This window comes from Daejeonella rubra, from assembly GCF_900103545.1.
Lineage (GTDB): Bacteria > Bacteroidota > Bacteroidia > Sphingobacteriales > Sphingobacteriaceae > Daejeonella > Daejeonella rubra.
In genome coordinates this window covers 216,314-234,033 of record NZ_FNHH01000004.1, presented here as the reverse complement: position 1 = coordinate 234,033, position 17,720 = coordinate 216,314, and the positions used below count along the sequence as shown (strand labels likewise).

Below are 17,720 nucleotides of genomic sequence, written 5' to 3'. Positions count from 1 at the left end.
TTAATTCCCGGAGAACACCTTAATTTGCCTTTGCCCTTGTAACTATTGTAAAACACAAGTTCTATACTCTGTTTTACTTTTACAAGTCTAAAGGAAAACACCGACCATAGGAAAAATATGAGGTCGTATCTCATTCGTATCGTTGAATTTATGATGTAGGGGAATTTGGTTTATTTTTATCAAAAATTCGCCTGAAAGGCTCTAGATTTTGGCCTATAAAATCCTCCGGAAACCGTTCCTCATCAGGCAATCCCACCGCAAGGTTTTCATCATTTGAAGGCCAATAATTAGTTCGGAAAATAAAATCCCAAATACTCAGCGTAATTCCATAATTAAAACCATTGGGATGGCTTTGGGGGAGGTGCTTGGCATGGTGCCAAAGGTGCATCTGCGGACCATTAAACAGGTATTTGAATTTTCCCAGCGGGATATTTAGGTTGGCATGCCCCAGCTGACCAGCTACCAGCGTAAAAATATGGACGATGAAGAAGTCGCTGATGCCAAATCCGATCATCGCAAGCGGAATATATTCAAGTGTGCGGTACAGAATGTTTTCCATCCAATGGTAGCGAAGTAAGGCAGCAAAACCCATTTCTTTGGTACTGTGGTGCACTTTATGGAACTCCCACATCCAATCAACATGGTGATACATGCGATGAATATTCCACTGCATAAAGTCGCGTAAAACAAATATAATGAGCAATTGCACCCATCCCGGCAGGTTTCCAACTTGAATGGCAACAAGATTATTTATGCCGAATATGCCCAGGAAATCCTTAAAGGCTTGCACGGCCACCATCGACAGGGCATTGTAGACGAGGAGGGAGAAGAGGAAGTAATTCCAAAATAAGTAAAAGATATCGAGCCAGAAATGATCGCGAATAAGAGCCTGATTTTTGCGCCATGGAAAGGCAATCTCTGCTAAATAAATAAGCAGCGAGGCAGCAAGCAGCCAGTAAAAATAGTTGTGCCAGCCTGGGTTTAGAATTTCATTGAAAAAGTAATTTGCATAGCCTGTATAGCCATCTATCATTACTTTGAAGTACTTTTCCATGCTGCAAAGATTGAAATTTATGTTTGGAAATGGGGGCTTTAATTGTGGTATGATAATGAAAATTTCTCACTGGTCGGTGTTTTCGCCGATCAGCTCCCTTAGCCTGGAGATACTCCTCTATGGTTTTTAAAATTTTATATCGTTTTTATGGAATGGTGAAAACACCGGCCAGAGGGAAATGGAAAGGTAGATATTACTGTTAATCAAGAAAGGTTTTTCAGCAATAATCTGATATTTATAGTAGTAAAGAAACCACAGTGATATTAAATAAACTGCAGATATATTTAATGTTTCCTATTGATTTATAGCTAATTATCAATTTATTAAATCTGATTATCTCAGAACAGGAGGGGGGAATAGATCAATTTATTATCTGTTTTTCTTGATGATTTCTTGTAGCCCTGGCTCACAGGTCAATAAATGCCAGCCACCAAAAACAATAAAAATTTTGTCATTTTCGTTCAGTAAGTTATCTATGGTTTTGAGCAAAAATTGGTCTCTGATATTCTTTGACTTTCTTCCAATTTCCTGGAATTTCCCCTTCGCATCAAATGGATTTGTCGGTTTAAGATTTTTCAGGCTAAAATCTCTTCCAACTATTTTTCGATAATTTTTCTTGTAAAAATCAAAGGTTTTTTCTTCGCTGCTTAAGTCTACTTTTCCTTTTTCAATAATGTATTTTTCGATAAATAGATCATATCTGTTTTCTATTTTTTCTATGTCTGAGATTTGTTCTCCAATTAATCCCCACATCAATCTTTCAGTCATAATGTAGGTTAAAAATTCTCCTTTTGTATAGCTTTTTAATAGCTCACCAAATTCAAGATCAATATTGGGGTCACCATTGATCGTTGCAATTTTTAAACTATCCGACATTACTTTTATGAATCCAATTTCCCCATCTTTTTGAAGTGCTTCAGCTTTTGAAAAATATTTTTTCCGGCTAATATCTCCGCCTTCATTTATAGCTATATCCGGATGAAACTGGTAGAATTTCTTTTCAATTTCTGTATACATTTCATTTTCAATATCACTATTGTCACTTAAATGTTCAACTCCGCAAAACATGATTTGCTTTTTGCCATTCTTGAATTCTAAAATATAAGGATTTGAAGGTAAGTGACCATTTTCATCAAGTTTTATGTCTAAATAACTTACTGTAGAATATACTTTTTTGGCCTTACTTCCATCTTTTTCATATACTTTTTGCTGGCAACAGCTTATTGTAAATAATAGAATGATTATTAGTCCTTGTATTTTCATATAGCTTTTGAATTAATTTCAGCAGGCTGAATTCTGCCGGACCAAGTACCATGTTATTATTGTAAACCTATCCAAACTTCGGCCATTTAAATTTCTTCAAAATGCAAAATATAATGTAAATATGAAAGGAGTCAGTTGTACAGTACCCAGACTTTTAAAATCCTGGTTCTGAACTCTGTTTTAATTTTACAAGTCTAAAGGAAAACACCGGCCAGAGCTGAATCCGTGATGTTTGCTTAATTTTTATTTCTGTTCAATAGAAATGATAAAGCACCTGTTGACCAAAGAGCCCACAACACCAGGACAGGCTGAAAGAATAATCTTATTAAGCGCTTCAGGTCCGTGTCTAAGCCGAAAGCATCTATTCCGTTGGTGTATTGAGAGATGTTGCCCGGAAAAATGAGTATGTAAAAAATAGCAAGGGCAATTCCTGCTTTTATTTTATTTTTTACCCAAAAAATCATAGCCAAACCCAATGCGATTTCCACTATGCCTGATGATAAAACCACAAAATCCATGAATGCGGCATCATTTGGTAACCAGGCTGGTACCTGAGCAAGAAATTCTTCTCGCTGAGTGGTCAGATGTCCGACCCCTGCCATAACCATCAATGAGCCTAAAAGGATTCTTAATGCATTTTGAAGAAAGCTTGTTTTCATTTTATCTCGTTAAAGGTTTTATCGTTCACAATGTAAATATAGCTTGTTTTTTAGCAGGAGATTCTGTCAACAGGTAACAGGTAGCTCCTGATATCACTAGTATTTAGCTCTACCCGGGTATTCTCGCCGATCAGCCCCTCTAAGCTTAAAGAATCACCTCTATGTTGGGTTAAACTTTATATCATAGTTTATGTGTGGTACGGAAAACACCGGGCAGAGGAAGAATAAAAAACACAAACTAATGATCTAAGTGTTGTTATGTAAAGTTGACCCCAAAAGATTAGTATTAAAAGAACAGGCCCGATCTATCATTAATGGTATCATGTCAATTTTGATGATAATGAAGCTGATTTTTTAAATGTATTGCTGAATAATTAAGAGGTGAAAAATTTAATAAATACCATTCATGGATAATAGATCCCTGATTAAAATAAAATAAATGAATAAAGTAATCGTGTCAAATAAGCGTTTGGTAGGAAAACCTGCTTTGGAAAATTTCAAATTTATAGAAGAATAATAACCTGCAGCCTCAGAGGGGTAGGTCTTATTAAAAATATTTTGTGTTTCCGTTGATCCCTATTTGAGAGGAAGAATGAGCATCGGGAGAGAAGTGGGTTTAAGTGAACATAAAATACTTGAGCGTGCTGAAGTAAAGAAAATTGTTAAAATGAGTTATTAATCTTAAAAAAATTTTATGAAAGTATTAATTGTATTGACATCACACAGTGATTTAGGGGATACCGGACATAAAACCGGGTTCTGGATAGAAGAATTTGCAGCACCTTACTACCTGTTGGCTGATAATGGAGTAGAGCTCACCATCTCTTCTCCCAAAGGTGGTCAGCCACCCATTGACCCTAAAAGTGATAGTCCCGAAAATCAGACCCCTGCCACTAAACGCTTTCATGCCGATGATGCACTGAAAGTAAAGCTTGCTAATTCTTTAAAGTTAAGTGAAGTAAATCAAGGTGATTATGATGCTGTTTTCTATCCGGGTGGTCATGGCCCTCTTTGGGATCTGGCGAAAGATAAAAATTCCATTTTATTAATTGAGAGCTTTCACGAACACAATAAACCGATTGCTTTTGTATGTCATGCTCCCGCTGCCTTAGTCCATGTAAAAACAGCGAATGGTGAACCATTAGTTAAAGGAAAACAAGTGACTGGCTTTTCAAATACTGAAGAAGAGGCGGTTCAACTGACTAAAGTTGTCCCTTTCCTTTTAGAAGATGAACTGAAAAACCTGGGAGCAACTTATAGTAAAGGAGCCGATTGGAGTTCTCATGTGATGAAAGACGGACTTCTGATTACCGGACAAAATCCAGGTTCATCCGAAGAAACGGCTAAAGTATTACTTGAAACATTAAAGGCAGGTAAATAATAGCTCGCCCAAAGCTGTAAAGATTAATCAATTGCGGCAGTTTAGTTGGTTTATTTCAATTTAAAACAAGAAAAAATACAATGGGAAATCATGTTCTGAAAATAGCATCAATAAACAAGGTAACCCACGATGTGTTACGAATTGTTACCAATAAACCTGAGAGGTTTCATTATTTACCCGGACAGGCCACCAACATAGCTATTAATAAACGTGGTTGGCTAAAAGAAGAAAGACCATTTACCTTTACGAGTTTACCAACAAGCAATTTCTTAGAGTTTACAATTAAAACCTATCCCGGGCATGAAGGTGTTACCAACCAGTTGTTAAACTTAAAGCCGAATGAAGAGATTATATTACATGATGTTTTTGGATCCATTACCTATAAAGGCGAAGGTGTTTTTATAGCGGGTGGAGCTGGTATTACTCCATTTATTTCCATTTTCAGAAATCTGAAAGCAAAAAATGAAATAGGTAATAACAAATTATTGTTTGCGAATAAAACAAAAGCTGATATTATTCTTGAAGATGAATTCAAAGAGTTGCTGGGTGATGCATTTGTCAATATATTATCTGATGAGCAAATTGAAGGCTACCATTATGGAAGAATTACAGAAGAATTTCTGAAAGCAAATGTGACCGATTTTAATCAGCAGTTCTATCTATGCGGTCCGCCACCAATGATAAAAGATGTTGAAAAGCAATTAATCAATTTAGGAGTTGACAAAAAACTAATTACGAAAGAAGAAGTTTAAAAAATAAGACTATGAAAACAGAAACTAAGGGACACAATTTAACTATCCCTGTAAATAATTTTTATTTGTCTTATGATGATGTTGGAGAAGGAAGTATTCCGATTATCTTCTTGCACGGTTATCCTTTTGACAAAACAATGTGGCAGGCTCAGCTTGATTTTTTAAAACCCTACTATCGTTTAATCCCTTGTGATATTAGAGGATTTGGAAAATCAAAAGACGAGGATTCACTCCTGAGCATTGATTTGTTTGGAGAAGATCTAATAGCATTTTTGGACAAGTTAAACATTGATAAAGCGATTATTTGTGGATTATCAATGGGTGGTTACATAGCACTAAATGTACTGAAAAGATTCCCTGACCGCTTTTCGGCATTAATTTTATGTGATACACAATGTATTGCGGATACTGCCGAAGTAAAGGCAAAACGCTATAAGATTATTGATGAAATAGCAGTTGATGGAGTAACTAATTTCAATGAAGGATTTATAAAAAGTGTTTTCCATAAAGATTCATTAAGCTATAAAAAGGATTTGGTTGAAAAGTTGCGTAGCGTTGTATTTTCTAATTCTCAGCATATTATCACAATGGGCTTAACCGCTCTGGCAGAACGTTCAGAAACTTGCTCTGCTTTGAATGAGATAACTATCCCAACATTGATTATTTGCGGTAATGAAGATAAGGTAACACCGCTTGCTCAATCTGAATTTTTAAATACAACTATTAAAGGGTCAGTACTTCATGTTATTGATGATGCGGGGCATGTTTCCAATCTTGAACAACCCGATGAATTCAATAAACATCTTCTTGCTTTCTTAACTTCTTTAAGTGTTGATGATGTTGAGAATTTGAATTAACCAATGGAGCATTAAATGATTATTCGTCTAAAAATTTTTCCTGGAGGAATTGTAAAAAAATATTATTAATCACGGTTTTAGGCCTGGCAAGGTTGCGGATTTTCAGCATTAAAGTTCAATAAAATTCCTAATGTTGAATTTAGTACATAATTTCATAGAAGTACAACAGTCGGCATACCTGCTAACCGGCAGGCAGGTTGCAAAACCGAAGTTAGGCGCAGTTTTTATTTTCGCCAAGTTGGTAAATGTCATAATACCTTTTCACGAGTCCATTTATAAATCTTTTCAAATAGTTCTCACTCAAAAAGGAATTCGACCAATTGTCGTATCGTTGACATTGCACACCCAGATAGAAAAAGTATAAGCTTACTCCAAGCATTGGAATGAGCCGTTTTTCTTCCGCGCTTATTAGCGATACCGATTCATACCCTTTAATAAAACTGTCGACTTTGGGTTGATAATCTTTTGACTCATATTTCTCTACATTGTGAAGTTGCATAATGTAGTAGGCAATATCTAAACAAAGCCAGCCATTTCCGCAGAAATCGAAATCGAAAATAGTTACTTTATTGTTGTTTGTGATGTTCAGATTGTCAAACCAAATGTCAAGATGAACAATTCCCTTCCGAATTTGGGAAGTGTTTGCATTTTTAAACTCCTTTAACAAAAATGTTTGAGCCGATCTCATAAAGTTCATTTCTTCAGTGTCACTGTTCAAAAAGGCTGATACTTTCTTTAATGAGTTAATAAGAATTACTTCGGGTGAGTAGTCTGTTCGATTTAATTTTTGATTATTGGTTATCTTATGTATTTGAGCCATAAGTTGTCCAATTTGAAAATGTGTTTCTTCTGAAATTATATGTAGTTTTTCACCACTTGCAAACGTGAAAAGCACTGCAAATCTGTCACCTTCAGGGGCCTTTAATGTTTGTATGTAACTGTTTTCTTTGTCGGATAAGGGATAGGAAATTGAAATGCCATTTTGTTTCAGTAGTGTCAGCAACTTGATTTCTTCTTCAATTTCTACTCTTGAACGCCAGTTTAAACTATAAACCCTGAATACAAATTTGTCTAAGTTGTCGCTTACCAAATACGTGTCGTTGATCCCCGCTTTTATTAATTGGCATTTGGTGTCTTTGCTCAAAGAATATTTTTCCTGTAAAAACAGCCCTATATGTGCAGCTGAAAGGTTAGAATTTGTTACTGGAAAATGTGTCATTCTTCTGTTTTGTTGTCTGTAGTAAAATTGTGCCGAATATTTACCTTTGGTCGGTGTTTTCACCGATCAGGCTTTCTTAGCTTAAAGATTTCCTCTCAATAGCTGTTTTAAATTTCAATCGTTTTTACGGTACGGTGAAACACCGGCAAGAGGAAAATTTTTCTTAATTCCATATTTCATTCATCTCTGTCAGTATAATTGGTTTACCGTCAGTTACAACAATAGTATGTTCGTGTTGTGCCATAAAACCGCCCTTATTTCCAACCATTGTCCAGCCATCTTTTAAAGTTTCAGCATATGTTGAAGTCGTGGAAATAAATGTTTCAATAGCAACGACAGAGTTTTTCTTAAACCTTGTCATATTAAATCTATCTCTGAAATTAGCTATTTCACCTGGTTCTTCGTGAAGACTTCTTCCTATTCCGTGACCTGTCAAATTTTTGATGACTTTGTAACCTCTTTTCTTAGCTTCAGTCTCAATTAAAAATCCAATGTCAGAAATGCGAACCCCACCTTTTATATTATGAATGGCTTTATGTAAAATTTGTTTTGAAGCTTCAATAAGTTTTTGGTGTTGATTTACATCCCTCCCCAGAACAAATGAACCTCCATTGTCCGACCAAAAGCCATCTAATTCTGCAGAAACGTCAATATTTATTAAATCACCTTCAGTAAGTGTTTTTTTGTCTGATGGTATGCCATGACAAAATTCATTATTTATACTTATGCAAGTCCATCCGGGAAAACCATAAGTCAAATATGGTGCTGATTTTGCTCCTAAGTCATTAAGAATTTGTCCGCCATAGTTGTCTAATTCCTTTGTAGTCATACCCGGTTTGGCAAATTTTCTCATTTCTTTCAAAGTACAGGCAACTGCTTCGCTTGCCTTTTGCATTCCGATTAATTCTGACTCATTTGTTATTGACATAGTGCTTTTTGATTTAGAATTTGTTGTGACGTTTTATTGTATGATTGTTAACTTTTTGGAGCTACCCGAAGGGCTGGACTTTTATCACAACTTAATTTGAAAAACTATTGTTTGATTAACCACATCCCGATATTTATCGGGACTGCCTTTGGAGCACGAAAACCTGCCTTTTGGGTAGCTGCTGTTATTGCCGGCGGTTCTGGTCCATCGTACTTGCAAAAGTAAAAGTTCGGTAAGAGATCTACTAGGTTAAAAGAAACCTTTTGTACTGCTTTAGACTCTCGATTTCATTCTCAAATTTAAAAACTATTTTTGAATTTCATTATTCTGCTCCATACTCCTGATTTATATTCCGAGGCCATATTGTCTTCAGTAATTAACCAATAATTTTGTTTCAGAAGAGAATCCCGAAGTACAGGCAGTTCGGCATTAATTAATTTATTTCTTATGACTCTTGTTGAATCATTTTTTTCAAATGCAGGCACTGAGTTTCTGAAAAAGTAAGGATAATTTTTTTCACGCTCCGCTTTGGTCATGTCAAAAGGTGCATCACTTGCTGCTACAAAATTTGCAACTGATGTCACATATTTAAATGCATTGGCGGCGGTATACATCACATCCTTCGATCCTGTAGTGTTCCAATACATGACTCCTTTTTCATTCAGATGATTTTTGGCCATTCTAAGAAATTCAATAGACAATAGATTGGTGCTATGTTCACGCCAATGGAACGTAGTATTCATGACAATAAAATCAAATTTCTCGTTTTGATTACGTCTCATCCACCGTCTTCCATCGTCAATAATTATTTTTACTTTGGGGTTGGATAATAGGGGTGATATTTCACCGTATTTTTTTATCAGATTAATATAAGCCGGCTGAATTTCAACTATGGTAAGACTATCAATGAGTTTGTAATTTGCGAGTACCTGCGCCCATGATCCTGTTGAGAGGCCAATCATTAAAACTTTGGATGGCTTTCGATGCATGGACCCGATCATGTAACATCTGGTAATACCGTTTACGTTGTTTTCAGGATCTGTATTTACATCGCCATCATATGCACCACCGCCAAGAAAAACGTCGGCACCTTTAGGCCTCGGTAATACAGTAATAATACCCTGCCTGCTGTGCTCCTGATATCGAAAGCTTGTCCAATCCGCAAACGAACTAAGAAAATGAAATCGCTCCATCATCGTCGATAGAACCGTCAAATATCCAATGGGGATAAGGAGTATCAAAGTGACTACGAAGATGGAATCCTTTAGTCTTTTCTTAATTCCATCAACGTTTCCGTTAATTATAATTAGAGCCAGGAGCAGAGCTGCGCCGCTCATGATACAAATTGTAATTGCGGGACTTAGATTATCCATCAATACATACCCTGTAAAAAGAGGCCCTGCAGTAGAACCTATGATGTTTCCTGCATAGATCCACGATGTTTCCTGACCTACTGATTCTTCCTTATCGCTCACTGCCAGTTTACACAAGACCGGGAAAATAGCACCAAGATAATAGGAAACCACGACTACCTGAATGAAAAGCAATCCTACAAATGCGTCATGCACTTTAACCCACAACAATATAGCTATTAAGCCAAAAAAATTAATGGTAGCACCCAGGGTCAATAGCTCAGGCAATAAGTTCGCGCTCGAGCTTACCTGATCTTTCGACTTCCTGTATCCGTAACGCGATCCCAGGGCAATGCCTGTCAATACCAGACCAAGTACAGCACCAAAAATTCCGGCATGTCCTTTTGTTATGTATGAGATAATTTCTATCCACATGATTTCCATGCTAACACTAATAAAACTCGTGAGCCCGGCAATTAATATAGCTAAACGCAACCTCATCCGATTCTCTTTTTAAGGTAAACAATGGAAATAGCTGCTACAGCAAAGTTGATGCAAGCCGCAAAAATTAAAACCTGTGTAAGTGTTAAGAAAACAAATAAAAGTCCGATGGTTAGGAAGCAAGCGACGGCTGAACCCATTGTGTTGATGTAATACAATTTACTCACACTTTCTTCCACCGATCGGTTTGACTTAAAAATATAAGCAACCAGTACAGGAAAAGTTGCTCCCATTGCCATAGTTGGAATACATAAGAGCATAAATATAATAAACGGTAAAGCCGCATCATGGTAGTTTAGAAAGGCCTTGCTGACAGTTGAAATAAGAAACTTGCTGCAGATTCCAAATACTCCAATGGCAATTTCAATCGTTACAAAAAGTTGGATCAGGCTGGTATTATATTTACGGGATAAATGGCCGCCAAGAAGAGATCCTAAGCCTAAACCAAACATAAATACAGAAACAATGATGGTGATGGCTTCTATGTTTGTACCGAAACTTGCATATAGCATGCGTTGCCATACAATCTGGTAAATAATAGCTGCGAATCCCGAAAAAAAGAACAACCGGATAATGGGCCTGGAAATAATGGAAGCGTTTGCCAATGAATTAATCTTTGTAAGAATAGTTAATTTTATATTTTTTAAATATATATACTTTTTATATTGTTCCCGAATTCAGATTTGCATCCTGAGTTCAACTTTGATTATGAGGATACATCGAGCCAATTGAAGCATCCTTTTACTTCCTGATCTGCTTGGTTTTCATGGAAGTATTCCAGATCTAAATTCAAATTTTTATGTGAAATTAAATAAACTTTTATTTAAAAATATATTGTTTGTACATTGCATACTAAAATCTAATTATTTACATTTTTTAACACTTTTGTTCGTGAAAAAAACTCAAATTATTTTAGCTGCCCTGGTGGTTTTCGCCGCTGCCGCATTCACAGTTTCCGATAATAGTAAATTAGTGAAAATCAATCACAAAGGAGCTGTTATTGAAGTTGCTCCACAAGCTGTTCCAGCTCACTTATCTCATGGAGATACGGTGTTTGGTAACAACGGGTCATCTGCTGGATCACAGGCGTTTTAATCAGATCGTCTAAGTTCAGCGAAGCTTAAACTTTCTAATGAGCATTTTTTTACCTGCACGAAAAACATCATCTTATTTAAAAGCCCTTGAAATTAATTTTCAAGGGTTTTTTTTTAACTAATTTGAGCATTCTTCATTCAAATTTATTGAGGTAAAAATTGGGGGGGTCATAGATAGACCCGCTGAAAAAAGTTCTTTTGATTTTTTCCTGCTTTGTAAAAAATCCTTCACCATACTTTTGTGTAATCTGGTTTATGTTGTACCCAAGCAAAAACAATGTTCCCGGGAAAATTGAAAAATGCGAAAGCCTGTTTTTATTATTCTCAGCAAATTCAAACAATTCAGGATGATCCTTGCCTGCAAAAACAAGAAAAGGAACCGTCGCACGAACTGGCAGTGGATTTAGTGGCCCCGTATCCTGCACAGGTCTGCCCTTCTCCAGTAATGACACCCCATGGTCTGAAGTATAGATGATGATGGCATCTTTATCTAATGTTGCAGGATAGAGCTTCCTGAAAAAATCATCTACACTCCAGCTAATACAATTGCAATAGGTGTTTTTAAGCGTGGCTGGATCGGTCCATGCTTCGCCGCCCCTGTAACTGGGTTTGAACACCTCTCTTGATTTGGGATAAAAATTATTATACGCAAAATGACAACCGGCTTTGTTAATATAGGTGAACGTATTCTCCTTACTGTCTAATACCTTTTTTATATACTTTATAATGGTTGAATCTACTTCAGGCCATTTTATATCAGGATGATTTTTTTGGATACGTATGTAATGATCGATGTTTTCAAAATCATAGTGGGTCATCCCGTTCGTAGGAATTTCTTCTTTGTTTTGCCCGTCAATAAAATAGGTTGTGTACCCTGCCTGTTTACTGTATTGAAATATATTCGGATTGGTGCCGTAATTCAAATTACTATCTGGCAACTGATCCAGCCTTAACCCGCTTTGAAGGGTCATGTTACTTCCGTAACTAAACTGCGAAGAGGAAGACATGATTCCGTAATTGTAATAATTGCTTTTTATGCTTTCAAGAAATGGGGTAGTTGGTATTGGAGAATTGTTAATGCTCATCAAATCACCGCGAACACTCTCGTCAATAATCCAGATTATGTGTTTATATAAACCTTTATTTTCCGGTTTAATAAAGGGTGGTTTTCTTGGACCGAACCGGGGTATAGAAACGTACGCATCGGCAGCAACAATCGGCACATTAACAACACTCGGAAAAAGTGTATGCCATGAATCAGAAGTTAAATTTATTTTAGCCGCGTATGCAATAAAGAGGATAGGAATCAGGGCATACACATTATCAATTCTTGGCATAAACCGATAAGAAATAAAGGCCACCAGCGCTGTCATGATCAGCGCCAGGCCAATTCCCTGTAAATACTGATAAAAAAACGCGTTCATCGCTTCGCCTGCAAATTGTATTTCAGTGAACAATATGTTAGCTTCCACCATTGAGAAGGAATTGCCGTGGGCAATATCCATTGCGAACGTAATGGATAAGGTTATAAAAAAAAGCAAACAAAATACAATACGTATGAATTTGCTTTTTACTGTAAGAAAAATAAAACAACTCAGGAGCAAGCCAATGTAATTAGCATAAAATACCAGTTGGTATACAATTGGTCTGCCTTCCAGCCTTCGTGGAATATCGAAAAAATGCCTGTGGTCAGCATACATAAAAATGAACAGTAGAAAAAATACAAATAAAATTGCCTTTAATTTGTTGTTCATTTGAAATTGAGCCTGTTTTATAATACCATCCTAAAGTACTGGATATAAAATTAAAAACAATCTTGTAATCATAAATAAGGGGGTTAATACTTGGGCTGAAATTGTAAGTTTCCGTGAAAATGCAGCCTTCCCTTTTTACCCAATCCAAATTGAAAATTTCAGAAGCAATTAACCCGGAACGTTCAATTTTATATTGAAGCAAACTGAAATTGTCAGATAGGCCGCCTGTATAGCTATTTCAGGCTAATACAAATAGTACTGTCGGTATAAGTTAAAGTATAGTTTAAGTATAGTCAAGGTATAGTTAAGGTATATATAAGGTATATTTTTAACAGATATACTTAATCTATATTTAAATTATATATATTGTTTATTACTAATTACTTACAGTATATGGCTATACTAAAAAACGGTCTTGAGTTTTCCGGGGGACTAGGAAACCTTTCTGCTTACAAGCTGCCGGGAATGAACCAAACCATTATTCGGACTAAGGGTGGTGCCGATAAAAAGAAGATTCTGAATTCGCCTTCTTTTAAGCTTACCCGTGATAATTATACCGAGTTCAGTGCTTGTGCAAAAATGGGTGGAATTATTCGCAGGTCTATGCTGGCTTAAGCTCCTTTAGCGGATTATAATTATACACCTATGCTGAACTCTCTGGCAAAAACCATTCAGCTTTTGGATACTGAAAGTCCGCGTGGTGAGCGCAATGTCTTTTTAACCCATCATAAACATTTGCTGACAGGCTTCAGTCTGAACAGGAATACGATTTTTGAAAGTGTGGTCAGGCATCCGCTGCAATTCAGTCTCGACCGCGATCATAAACAGGCCCTTATTCAGTTTCCTGAATTAATGCCAGGCGTAAATTTAATGTTATCCAAACAGTATCCACTGTTTCGTTTCATTGTCAATCTGGGCTGCGTCACTGACATGAGTTTTATAGGTAAGGGATACCATGCAGGCAATATAGTAAACAGCAGTGTGTACACCGACTGGTTTCATGCCAGCCAACTATTTCAGGCAATGGATGTTTCTGTGAAGTTAAAGGATACGATTGTACTTACTGATCAGATGACAATGATCTTATCTCTGGGGATACAGATGGGGATTCCGCTTACAGATACTGTTGTCAATCCGGTTAAATATGGAGGCTGTGCGAAGATTATTGCTGTGGCCTGATTTTTTAAGATACAGGCCATATAGCCTTCCCCTTTTTGTAAGCTTCCCCGAAATACACTTAATATTCATGTCTGTTTGTTCATGTCAGTAATGTCGTTCAGAGCATGGGGTATAACGGTTGGCAGTTACAAGAAGTTGGTGATTTCGAAGCACTAAATTGTCTGCTACCGCTGAATTTGATGCGAAACACGAAGTTTCATATAACCACTTCACTGCCAATTTCTTGTAGCTGCTGTTATAGGCTGTGTTTATTTCTTTGTCTTTTTAATCCCGATAGCTATCGGGATTGAAATTGCTATTTTTCACAAAGTTCCTTCAACTTGTCGAGTGCTTTTGGGTAGGTCTGGTTCATATAATCTAAAAAATCTTCTGTGGTGTCTAAGTCAACAGTAAGGGTTGTTGTCCCATTGTTTTCTTCGAAGGTATAGTTTTCATATCCGTTTGCCCATTTTTCTACTTCTGGTCCTTCTGTAATTTCCTTATCAGCTTTTAAAAGCCCATAATGTTGAATTGAAACAAATCGGTTGAGAATGTTTTCAGCTATCCTGGAAACCATTCCTCCCTTTTCTCCTTTCTCATCTACTCCAATAAATAGAATTTTATTTCCCTTGCCCCAACTTCCTTCATAGGTAGATGTAGGGTTAAATAAAGAAGTCCATTGTTCATAAGTTGATTTACTGTTAATGCCAAGCATAAAATCATATATCTTGGTTACAGGTGCATTGATGCTTACTTTGAATTGCAACTTTTTCATCAGAATATAATTTGTTTTTTAATGGTTATGAAGCTTGCATGAGCTTATTCATTCCGGTTTGTGAGCGGTAAGCTCATGCAGGTTTCATAATATTAATATTTGTTTAAATTTTCCCGATAGCTATCGGGATCGAATTGTTATTTTCGTCATACCTAGCAGTCGTTTAACATAGTTTATAACGTTTCGCGCATAGGCGCCGTTGCGGCGAGAGCGGAAACGAGTATTTTCCGCTAACATAAAAGTTTATTCGTGAAAATAGAGTTGAAGCTACTGAAAACAAGCAATGGTCGCTTATGCGCTGTTAGCAGTAGTTTTTATAATAATTTCCACTTTTCCTCAAAATTTTCCTTGCTAATTTCTATCGCAGCAAATTGTTTTCGGAAATCATCAAGCACTAAATTGTTATCAATCCAATATCCATAATTATACTTGAAAGGCATTTTGAGAATTACTCGGTTAGCCTGTGATCAGTGATTTGCAGGCTTTTAATGGTTTTTGCTAGTGTTTCCAGTAGCTCTACAGGAGATTCTTTGAACATTTATTAGCGTTTTTTGAGACGTTAGAGCCGGTTTTAATTGTCATTGTCGCTAATCGCGAGGCAGCTAATCCTCAGCAACGGTTATTTTTGCTAAAGTCACGTTTAAAAAGTATCTTATTATTTCGCGCAATATAGTCGCCCGATATAATCAAATATGGATGATTAGGCGAATATCCTGTGCTGCGGCTTCTTACAATTATTTTGTCGTTAACTTTCAGGCTATTTAACTGCTGAAAATCCTTAGGAATAAATTGCATCATGTATTCTTCGCCATTAATCCTGACTATAAGCCATTTTGGTCCTGATGATTTCGCGTTTGCGCGCTGAAAAGTAACAGAGGTTACCACGGCCTCCATATTGGTGAAAGCCTTTATGTACGTCTTTATTTTATCAGAACTGGCATGCACTTTTTTACCTTCAGGAGAAACCTCCCATTTTTTATACTTTATACCGTTAGGAGAAGCCTCCCATTTTTTCCTTTCATCCAGGGCGGCTTTCCTGTCAGCAATGGACAACGGCTTTGGGGATGGCTTAGTTTCATTTTTAATTTCATGATTAGCAAATACTAGTCCGCTCACCACAGCCAGCGGTAAGATCAGCATATAGATGGTTTTTTTCATATGTTTCATATCCTTTCAAATTGCTACTGCAAATCTAGTTTGATATTTTTCGGACTTAGTGATTTGGATTGTAAATAAAAATGTAAATTTTGTAAATAAATCGTGAATAGTATTTACTGAAACAATCCCTGTAATTTTACTAATGGGGGAATGGATACGTAAACTTGGCTTCAATATTGAAGAACATGTTATTGTTTCCGAAAAGAAAGGACAGCTAAATATTAATCTTGAAACAGAATAATTATTCTTAAAGAAACTGTCAACGCTTTAAAGGTGCTGGCAGTTTGCATAAAAACCAGGACGGTTTGCGCTATGAGGGATAAGCACCCAGAATTACTGCTAACGTTCTGGTACTACAGCGGGTTTGGGACTAAATTAAGTCCATTATTCGGATTTGCCAAATCATCCCAAATACAAAATCAACTTTCCATTAAGCCAATTGCCCAAATCAGTTGTAGTAGCTGTTATGTGAGGTTCCTTATAGTTTACTTTTTAAATCATAGCTGTCCGGTTAAATTAAATAATAGCAAGAAATCTTCATTTACGCTGTTAAATGTGGTGCATTATTTAAAATTCGAAAAGTAAGCCCCCTGTAACCTTGCCACCCTCTATCGCCGGGTGGGCTCGGCACTTTTGAAGGCCAAAAGTGCCCAAAAGCCTTCTTCAATCCCTAGGTGCCCTTTGCCACAAGTCCACCACACATCAAAAAACAAGGATCGCTGCTTTTGGGGGATACTAAAATATGAAAGCCGTCCGGGTATGATCCCAAAATCTAATGCTCGGAGGTACTATATGAATGAACTGCATCTGTTTTTTGATTTTTCCGGCACAGGGGATTGAATCGTCCTTCGGTTCCGTTTATCTGATATGAATGGTAGCTGAGGGCAGTGCGATGGGTAACAACCGTTCATAAATTACCGGTATTGCTGATTGCAGAGATCGGCCTCCTGGGATTTGGCAGTAAAGGCGTGCTTTATCCTTGCATTAACAATCATAAATCACTGCCTTTAAGTAATCCGGAGAAGTGTTGCAGATCCATTCATATCTTTCACTGTCATTGAAACGGCTTGGATTACACCGATAGGATAAAGGGTGGATTTACAACAAATACCGGGAAGCCGCGGCTCTTTTGCTTACTTTTCCAGCTGAAGGGAAAAGTAAGTGCCCTCTCCCGCGGCAAGAGCGGGATGATTTCAATTTTAATTGATCATTTACATTTTTATCCGGACACTAGTGTTTTTAAATCCATCATTCCATGAAGAATTCTTGCGATTTCTATTTCGTTCTTTGATATAATTGAGTAGAATATAATATGTTCACCTGATTTAAAACCTAATATTCCTTTCGTTACTATATCATAGTTTCTACCAAGTTCTGGATTATTTGCTAAATCATCGCATGATGCCATAAGTAAATCATAATACTTTTCAGCTTGCATTTCAGACCAAGTTTCGATTGTATAATCCCAAATTTCAGATAAGTCATCAACAGCTTTATTTGTTAAATAATATTTAGCCATTTGATTTTTTTCTTGCTTTTAAAACGTCAAGATGTTTTTTAGCATCAAAATTTACTGCACGTCCACTTTCAATTCCATCATTGATCGCTTTTCTTAAAGCTACAATTTTATTTTCCTCATCTTCTAAAAGACGAAGACCGGCTCTGACAACTTCACTTGCGTTATTGAATCTTCCATCATTTACACTGTGTTCGATAAAACTTTCGAAATGATTACCAAGCGATATAGAGGTATTTCGTCCCATATTTTTTTTAGCTAAGTTACCAAAAAATGGTAACTTCTTAAATTATTACGAA

The 17,720-nt window shown here is 36.6% G+C and carries 18 protein-coding genes; 6 read left to right on the top strand and 12 right to left on the bottom strand.

Features of this window, described 5'->3' with window-relative positions:
• Nucleotides 1-148 precede the first annotated feature (148 nt).
• From BLR27_RS04840 to BLR27_RS04830, 3 genes are all read right to left on the bottom strand, one after another.
• Nucleotides 149-1,054 (bottom strand): sterol desaturase family protein, encoded by a 906-nt coding sequence (locus BLR27_RS04840; protein WP_090701077.1) that lies wholly within the window; start codon nt 1,052-1,054, stop codon nt 149-151.
• Between the two features lie 369 nt (nt 1,055-1,423).
• The gene (locus BLR27_RS04835) at nt 1,424-2,317 is read right to left on the bottom strand and encodes a hypothetical protein (RefSeq protein ID WP_090701074.1); all 894 of its coding nucleotides are present in this window, start codon (nt 2,315-2,317) and stop codon (nt 1,424-1,426) included.
• A gap of 236 nt (nt 2,318-2,553) precedes the next feature.
• Entirely contained in the window at nt 2,554-2,976 is a 423-nt protein-coding gene (locus BLR27_RS04830) for a DoxX family protein (RefSeq protein WP_090701071.1), read from the bottom strand.
• A gap of 694 nt (nt 2,977-3,670) precedes the next feature.
• Here BLR27_RS04830 and BLR27_RS04825 point away from each other — a divergent pair.
• From BLR27_RS04825 to BLR27_RS04815, 3 genes are all read left to right on the top strand, one after another.
• Nucleotides 3,671-4,357 (top strand): type 1 glutamine amidotransferase domain-containing protein, encoded by a 687-nt coding sequence (locus BLR27_RS04825; protein ID WP_090701069.1) that lies wholly within the window; start codon nt 3,671-3,673, stop codon nt 4,355-4,357.
• 80 nt (nt 4,358-4,437) lie between these two features.
• The gene (locus BLR27_RS04820; RefSeq protein ID WP_090701066.1) at nt 4,438-5,109 is read left to right on the top strand and encodes a ferredoxin reductase domain-containing protein; all 672 of its coding nucleotides are present in this window, start codon (nt 4,438-4,440) and stop codon (nt 5,107-5,109) included.
• Nucleotides 5,110-5,120: 11 nt separating this feature from the next.
• Complete coding sequence (locus BLR27_RS04815; RefSeq protein ID WP_090701063.1) at nt 5,121-5,966, top strand: alpha/beta fold hydrolase; 846 nt, start codon at nt 5,121-5,123, stop codon at nt 5,964-5,966.
• A 211-nt stretch (nt 5,967-6,177) separates the two neighbouring features.
• On the opposite strand, the gene BLR27_RS04810 is transcribed toward BLR27_RS04815, so the two are convergent.
• The 4 genes from BLR27_RS04810 to BLR27_RS04795 form a co-directional block, all read right to left on the bottom strand.
• Nucleotides 6,178-7,185 (bottom strand): phosphotransferase, encoded by a 1,008-nt coding sequence (locus tag BLR27_RS04810; RefSeq protein WP_090701060.1) that lies wholly within the window; start codon nt 7,183-7,185, stop codon nt 6,178-6,180.
• A 163-nt stretch (nt 7,186-7,348) separates the two neighbouring features.
• Nucleotides 7,349-8,113 (bottom strand): type I methionyl aminopeptidase, encoded by a 765-nt coding sequence (gene map / locus BLR27_RS04805; protein ID WP_090701056.1) that lies wholly within the window; start codon nt 8,111-8,113, stop codon nt 7,349-7,351.
• 299 nt (nt 8,114-8,412) lie between these two features.
• The gene (locus BLR27_RS04800; protein ID WP_090701052.1) at nt 8,413-9,966 is read right to left on the bottom strand and encodes a spermine/spermidine synthase domain-containing protein; all 1,554 of its coding nucleotides are present in this window, start codon (nt 9,964-9,966) and stop codon (nt 8,413-8,415) included.
• Nucleotides 9,963-10,571 carry a spermidine synthase family protein gene (locus BLR27_RS04795; RefSeq protein ID WP_143007698.1) on the bottom strand — a complete coding sequence of 203 codons (609 nt, stop codon included), beginning with the start codon at nt 10,569-10,571 and terminating at the stop codon, nt 9,963-9,965. The genes BLR27_RS04800 and BLR27_RS04795 overlap by 4 nt, the downstream gene beginning before the upstream one ends.
• A gap of 286 nt (nt 10,572-10,857) precedes the next feature.
• Here BLR27_RS04795 and BLR27_RS04790 point away from each other — a divergent pair, with 286 nt between their 5' ends.
• The gene (locus BLR27_RS04790) at nt 10,858-11,061 is read left to right on the top strand and encodes a hypothetical protein (RefSeq protein WP_143007697.1); all 204 of its coding nucleotides are present in this window, start codon (nt 10,858-10,860) and stop codon (nt 11,059-11,061) included.
• 133 nt (nt 11,062-11,194) lie between these two features.
• Here the strand turns inward: BLR27_RS04790 and BLR27_RS04785 are convergent, their stop codons facing one another.
• Nucleotides 11,195-12,814, bottom strand: coding sequence for a sulfatase-like hydrolase/transferase (locus BLR27_RS04785; protein WP_090701041.1), 1,620 nt, complete (start codon nt 12,812-12,814; stop codon nt 11,195-11,197).
• Nucleotides 12,815-13,207: 393 nt separating this feature from the next.
• Between BLR27_RS04785 and BLR27_RS04780 the strand changes: the two genes are divergently transcribed.
• The gene (locus BLR27_RS04780; protein ID WP_090701038.1) at nt 13,208-13,429 is read left to right on the top strand and encodes a hypothetical protein; all 222 of its coding nucleotides are present in this window, start codon (nt 13,208-13,210) and stop codon (nt 13,427-13,429) included.
• Between the two features lie 30 nt (nt 13,430-13,459).
• The gene (locus tag BLR27_RS04775) at nt 13,460-13,993 is read left to right on the top strand and encodes a hypothetical protein (protein ID WP_090701034.1); all 534 of its coding nucleotides are present in this window, start codon (nt 13,460-13,462) and stop codon (nt 13,991-13,993) included.
• A gap of 295 nt (nt 13,994-14,288) precedes the next feature.
• On the opposite strand, the gene BLR27_RS04770 is transcribed toward BLR27_RS04775, so the two are convergent.
• The 4 genes from BLR27_RS04770 to BLR27_RS04755 form a co-directional block, all read right to left on the bottom strand.
• Nucleotides 14,289-14,747 (bottom strand): tungsten formylmethanofuran dehydrogenase, encoded by a 459-nt coding sequence (locus BLR27_RS04770; RefSeq protein ID WP_090701030.1) that lies wholly within the window; start codon nt 14,745-14,747, stop codon nt 14,289-14,291.
• A gap of 609 nt (nt 14,748-15,356) precedes the next feature.
• Nucleotides 15,357-15,905 (bottom strand): hypothetical protein, encoded by a 549-nt coding sequence (locus tag BLR27_RS04765; RefSeq protein WP_090701112.1) that lies wholly within the window; start codon nt 15,903-15,905, stop codon nt 15,357-15,359.
• A 1,219-nt stretch (nt 15,906-17,124) separates the two neighbouring features.
• A complete protein-coding gene (locus tag BLR27_RS04760; protein WP_090701028.1) occupies nt 17,125-17,424 on the bottom strand; it encodes a type II toxin-antitoxin system RelE/ParE family toxin in 300 nt (99 codons plus the stop codon).
• The gene (locus tag BLR27_RS04755) at nt 17,417-17,668 is read right to left on the bottom strand and encodes a type II toxin-antitoxin system ParD family antitoxin (protein ID WP_090701024.1); all 252 of its coding nucleotides are present in this window, start codon (nt 17,666-17,668) and stop codon (nt 17,417-17,419) included. The genes BLR27_RS04760 and BLR27_RS04755 overlap by 8 nt, the downstream gene beginning before the upstream one ends.
• Between the last annotated feature and the right edge of the window lie 52 nt (nt 17,669-17,720).